Annotated in this window: 5 protein-coding genes and 4 tRNA genes; 2 read left to right on the forward strand and 7 right to left on the reverse strand. The window is 48.1% G+C overall.

Annotation, left to right across the window (positions count from 1 at the left end; all coding sequences use genetic code 11):
- From UC15_RS24840 to UC15_RS24860, 5 genes are all read right to left on the reverse strand, one after another.
- A partial coding sequence (locus UC15_RS24840) for an elongation factor Tu (RefSeq protein ID WP_157960981.1) occupies positions 1-737 on the reverse strand: 737 nt, incomplete at its 3' end.
- Between the two features lie 108 nt (positions 738-845).
- Positions 846-921 (reverse strand) — tRNA-Thr (locus UC15_RS24845).
- A gap of 7 nt (positions 922-928) precedes the next feature.
- Positions 929-1,002 (reverse strand) — tRNA-Gly (locus UC15_RS24850).
- 131 nt (positions 1,003-1,133) lie between these two features.
- A tRNA-Tyr gene (locus UC15_RS24855) sits at positions 1,134-1,218 on the reverse strand.
- Positions 1,219-1,236: 18 nt separating this feature from the next.
- Positions 1,237-1,311 (reverse strand) — tRNA-Thr (locus UC15_RS24860).
- A 385-nt stretch (positions 1,312-1,696) separates the two neighbouring features.
- Between UC15_RS24860 and UC15_RS24865 the strand changes: the two genes are divergently transcribed.
- Together UC15_RS24865 and coaA are read left to right on the forward strand one after the other, a co-directional pair.
- On the forward strand, positions 1,697-2,233 hold the full coding sequence (locus UC15_RS24865) for a GNAT family N-acetyltransferase (protein WP_112291818.1): 537 nt from the start codon (positions 1,697-1,699) through the stop codon (positions 2,231-2,233).
- A 218-nt stretch (positions 2,234-2,451) separates the two neighbouring features.
- A complete protein-coding gene (gene coaA, locus UC15_RS24870; protein WP_112291820.1) occupies positions 2,452-3,402 on the forward strand; it encodes a type I pantothenate kinase in 951 nt (316 codons plus the stop codon).
- A gap of 54 nt (positions 3,403-3,456) precedes the next feature.
- Here the strand turns inward: coaA and birA are convergent, their stop codons facing one another.
- On the reverse strand, positions 3,457-4,416 hold the full coding sequence (birA, locus tag UC15_RS24875; RefSeq protein ID WP_112291822.1) for a bifunctional biotin--[acetyl-CoA-carboxylase] ligase/biotin operon repressor BirA: 960 nt from the start codon (positions 4,414-4,416) through the stop codon (positions 3,457-3,459).
- A complete protein-coding gene (murB, locus tag UC15_RS24880; protein ID WP_112291823.1) occupies positions 4,413-5,450 on the reverse strand; it encodes a UDP-N-acetylmuramate dehydrogenase in 1,038 nt (345 codons plus the stop codon). Before murB ends, birA begins: the two co-directional genes overlap by 4 nt.
- Positions 5,451-5,596: the final 146 nt, after the last annotated feature.

Raw genomic sequence — 5,596 nt, forward strand, 5'->3', positions numbered from 1 at the left:
ACGATTTCAACTTCTTCGCCAACTTTAACGATACCGCGCTCTACACGACCGGTAACAACGGTACCACGACCGGAGATGGAGAATACGTCTTCGATTGGCAGCAGGAATGGCTTATCGATAGCACGCTCTGGCAATGGAATGTAGCTGTCCAGTGCTTCTGCCAGTTCGATGATTTTCGCTTCCCAAGTTGCATCGCCTTCCAGTGCTTTCAGCGCTGAACCTTTGATGACCGGGATGTCGTCGCCTGGGAATTCGTAAGCAGACAGAAGTTCACGAACTTCCATTTCTACCAGTTCCAGCAGCTCTTCATCATCAACCATGTCGCATTTGTTCATGAACACGATCATGTATGGAACGCCAACCTGACGACCCAGCAGGATGTGCTCACGAGTCTGAGGCATAGGGCCGTCAGTTGCAGCAACAACCAGGATAGCGCCGTCCATCTGAGCAGCACCGGTGATCATGTTTTTCACGTAGTCGGCGTGCCCTGGGCAGTCAACGTGCGCGTAGTGACGAGTCGGGGTGTCATATTCAACGTGGGAAGTGTTGATGGTGATACCACGAGCTTTTTCTTCTGGTGCGTTATCGATCTGGTCGAATGCGCGTGCAGAACCGCCGTAGGTTTTAGCCAGAACGGTGGTGATTGCTGCAGTCAGGGTAGTTTTACCGTGGTCGACGTGGCCGATAGTACCAACGTTAACGTGCGGTTTGTTACGTTCAAATTTTTCTTTAGACATCGATTGTCCCTCTAAGACACGGTTAAATCGGTGGTATCACCACATCAACCAAGCATTTGCTTGACGAATTAGTTTACAGAAAGAAAATCAGGAGGGAGGATTTGGAAGTGGTGCTGATAGGCAGATTCGAACTGCCGACCTCACCCTTACCAAGGGTGCGCTCTACCAACTGAGCTATATCAGCACATACTTGGAGCGGGCAGTGGAATCGAACCCACATCATCAGCTTGGAAGGCTGAGGTAATAGCCATTATACGATGCCCGCATCCTGGAACTCGGCTACCTGATTGTTCTGAAGAACTTCGAAGACGGGGAAAAGGACGTGAGACACTTAATTCCTCACCTTCACTTGAAGCGACTCTTTCACTTCAAGCTGCCTCATTGCTAAGGCTTGTATGGTGGTGGGGGAAGGATTCGAACCTTCGAAGTCGATGACGGCAGATTTACAGTCTGCTCCCTTTGGCCGCTCGGGAACCCCACCTAATTGTTAGTACTTGAATGGTGCCGGCACAAGAGTCGAACTCGGGACCTACTGATTACAAGTCAGTTGCTCTACCAACTGAGCTATGCCGGCATCAAGTGCTGCGCATTCTAGGGAGACTTTAAGGGGTATGCAACAAAAAAATTGCATGTTTTGCGCTATCGCTCATGTTTTATTCAAAAAACCTGTTTTTTTACATTTTTAAGCGTTTAAAGGGTTAAATAACGCGCGAAAATATTGCTTCCCTGTGCGGTGATGGCAGCCGCTACCTTCTGTTGTTTTCCGGTTGCTCTCTAAAAATCTTCTTTACCTACATTTAAGCCAGGCTTATGCACCACAAAAGTACCTTTGCTTCAGTAATGAGCGCGAAAAGCAGCTTTCTCTTTTACGGAGGCTGATTTTACAGCCGAATTTGTTGGCGTATTTTTTGCAATCTCCTTCATGAACGCACTGTTTTTATCATCCAAGGAGTGCAGCGATGAAGATTGTTATGCTTAATGCCGCGACATTACCGGTCTACAGAGATGAACTCGCGCGATTGCTGGTAGAGGCTAACAGCCAGGGAGCTTCTGCAGGCTTCCCTCACGTTATGGAACAAAAGCAGGCTGAAGATTCATTTCATGATTTGCGCCCTGCTCTTTCTCAAAACGAAGTATTGCTTTGGATTGCCAGAGACGAGCAGGGTGTCGTCGGTACCGTTCAGCTTGATTTAGCCGGTAAGACTGAGCTATCCCATCAGGCTGAAATTAGCACCCTGCTGGTGTGTTCTCGGGCGAGACGTCGCGGTGTGGGACGAAAGTTGATGCGAGTTCTGGAAAACACCGCTCAGGATTTGCGTTGCACTGTGCTTTCCTCAGATATGCAGTCAGGCTCAGAGGCTGAAGCTTTCTATCGCTCTCAGGGATATCGCTGCATAGAATGCAGGCACGACACGAGCGGCTACAGCCGAAAAAAAGAAGTGGTCTATTACAAGCAGCTCTCCCTCTTTAGCCCCGCGTCCTATCCTCATTTCTAGTCCGCTATGGTGCGGTGAATTGCACGCCGCACTACAAGAGACTTTTCCCTGTTTGCATAACTTTCTTAAAAATTTTTAAACTCAATCAAAGAAATCGATAAGTTATAAGAAAAAGATCTCCCCCAAAAATTAAGGTGTCTATAATATGCTGCTGGTTTACTGTCTGGAGTTGGCGTGATCGCCTTTCCTGACCTGCGCTAACAGGCAGACTTTAACTTATGAAAAAAAGAGACCCATCTTTGGCAACTCCTTATCTGCAGTTTGACCGTGCGCAGTGGGCAGCCTTACGAGATTCAGTACCCCTCACGCTTAAAGAAGCGGAAGTGGTAAACCTGAAAGGCATCAACGAGGACTTGTCCCTTGAAGAAGTGGCGCAGATCTACCTGCCGCTTTCGCGCCTTCTCAATTTTTATATCAGCTCCAACCTGCGCCGCCAGGCCGTGCTCGAGCAGTTCCTCGGCACCGACGGGCAAAAAATACCCTATGTGATTGGTATTGCGGGCAGCGTTGCAGTTGGTAAAAGCACCACGGCGCGTGTCCTTCAGGCACTCCTGAGCCGCTGGCCAGAGCATCGTTCTGTTGAGCTGATTACGACTGATGGTTTCCTGTATCCCAATAAGACGCTCCAGGAGCGCGGGATCATGAAGAAAAAAGGCTTCCCGCAGTCTTATGATATGCATCAGCTGGTCAATTTCGTTTCCGAAGTCAAATCAGGTGCTAAACATGTGACTGCGCCGGTCTATTCACATCTTATTTATGATGTGATTCCGGAGGGAAATAAAGTCATTGAGCAACCGGATATTTTGATTCTGGAGGGGCTTAACGTACTGCAAAGTGGAATGGATTATCCGCACGATCCGCACCATGTATTTGTTTCCGATTTTGTTGATTTCTCAATATACGTTGATGCTCCGGAAGACTTATTACAGGGTTGGTACATCAACCGGTTCCTCAAATTCCGTCAGGGCGCCTTCTCCGATCCAGATTCTTATTTCCATCACTATGCAAAACTGCCAGAAGAAGAAGCAGTGAATATTGCGACGCAGTTATGGAATGAGATTAATGGATTGAATTTGAAAGAAAACATACTACCAACACGTGAGCGAGCCAGTCTGATTTTGACAAAGAGCGCCAATCACGCGGTCGAAAGTGTCCGGCTGAGAAAATAAACGTTCATCCATCGATATAACGATAAAGGAGAGCCGGGCTCTCCTTTATTTTGATCAAAGGCCACGCAGTGAAATTTCCCCACCGATATAAGGCTTAACGACTCCGTCTTGCTCAAGCAGCAAAGCGCCCTGAGGATCAATTCCACGTTCAATACCATGAATCTCCTGTTCACCGATCAGCAACTTAACCGGACGATCAAGGAAATTATCCAGACCACGCCAGCGGGCGATAAACGGTGTCAGTCCTTCACGCTCAAAATGCAGTAAAGCAGAACGTAGCTCATTTAAAAGTGTGGCAGTGAGTTCATTACGATCTATATTAACGCCGGCTTCCTGCAGGTTAATCCAGCCCTGATTAATCGTATCCGTCGCAGGCTCACGCATTTTGAGGTTAATACCCGCACCGATAACCAGTTGCGCGGCATCTCCGGTTTTACCTGTCAGCTCAACAAGGATCCCCGCCAGTTTACGGTCATTAAGATAAAGATCGTTAGGCCATTTAACCCGGACATCTTTGGCTCCCAGACGCTGAAGCACTTCGGCCATCACTATCCCAATCACCAGACTGAGTCCCATCGCGGCGGCTGGGCCTTGTTCCAGTTTCCAGTACATTGAAAGATAGAGATTGCTGCCAAATGGCGAAAACCATTTGCGGCCCCGGCGACCACGCCCCGCCTGCTGATACTCGGCCACACAGGCATCGCCAGAACTCAGCTCGCCGATTCTATCCATCAGATACTGGTTTGTTGAATCAATGACAGGCAGAACGCTAACTTTCCCAGATGGGAGCATCTCGAGAATTTTAGCTTCATCAAGCAACTGGATCGGATGCGGAAGGCTGTAACCTTTCCCAGGAACGGTAAATATATCTACCCCCCAGTCCCTTACCGTCTGAATATGCTTATTAATCGCCGCACGACTCATTCCCATGGCCGTACCTAATTGCTCACCAGAATGAAACTCGCCATCAGCCAGGATAGAGATTAACTGCAACGGAACCGTAATATCTTTCATGACAACGCCCCTACGGCATTCACTTCGCCCTGAGAGGCGATGAAACGGACTTCTGGTTCGAGCCAGATCCCAAATTTTTCAGCCACAGTATCACGCACGTATTTAGCCAGTGCGCGTACATCTGCGCTGGTGGCATGGTCTTTATTAATCAGCACCAACGCTTGTTTATCATGGACAGCCGCGCCGCCAATGCTAAAGCCTTTCAGACCAGCCTGTTCTACTAACCAGCCTGCTGCGAGTTTAATTTGCCCATCCGGCTGAGGATAAGCAGGCATGGAGGGATACTCTAGACTGATTCTTTTGGCGACAGAGGCATCGACAGTCGGATTTTTATAAAAGCTTCCCGCATTACCCGTCACCGCAGGGTCTGGCAACTTACTTTGGCGCATTGCACATACGGTATCGAAGATCTGGCGGGGAGTCACAGTTTCAGGGCTCAGACGACTTAAATCACCATAAGCAAGTTTCGGCTGCCATTGTTTTACCAGCTTGAGTCCGACGGCGACGATGGCGTAACCTTCTTTATAGGCATGTTTAAAAATGCTTTCGCGATAACCGAACTGGCATTCAGCAGACGTTAAACGGGTAACCTTCCCAGCCTTAAGATCCAAAACATCAACGTAATCGCAAATGCTTTGCAACTCGATTCCATACGCGCCGATATTTTGAATGGGGGCCGAACCGACACAACCTGGAATTAAGGCAAGATTCTCAAGACCGGCAATATCATGCTCCAGGGCATAACAAACCAGCTGATGCCAGTTCTCACCAGCCCCCACATGCATGAGCCATTCATTGGCATTTTCAATCAGCTCAATACCTTTAATCCGATTAAGGACGATGATTCCGGCAAAATCCTCAAGGAAAAGAACATTACTTCCTTCACCTAAAAGCAAAAAGGGCTGCTGCTTTTCCTGCGCCAATTTCCAGGCATTTGATAATTGTTCTGCATTGTGAGCAAAAGTAATTTCAGCAGCATGGGCTGCAAGAGAAAAGGTATTCAGAGACTGAAGAGAAGTGTCGCCAATCGACATAACAATATTACTCATGAGTGACTTAGTTGTGGCTAGTTTAACCGATCCCAAACCCCGTTACTTCGGGTTTTGTGGGCCGTAATGGAGTAACAAACGCCAATACCAGTACAAACATCGAACAAAAACCCCCAAATTCCACATAGCAA

The organism is Rahnella sp. AN3-3W3 (genome assembly GCF_003263545.1).
GTDB classification, from domain to species: Bacteria; Pseudomonadota; Gammaproteobacteria; order Enterobacterales; family Enterobacteriaceae; genus Rahnella; species Rahnella variigena.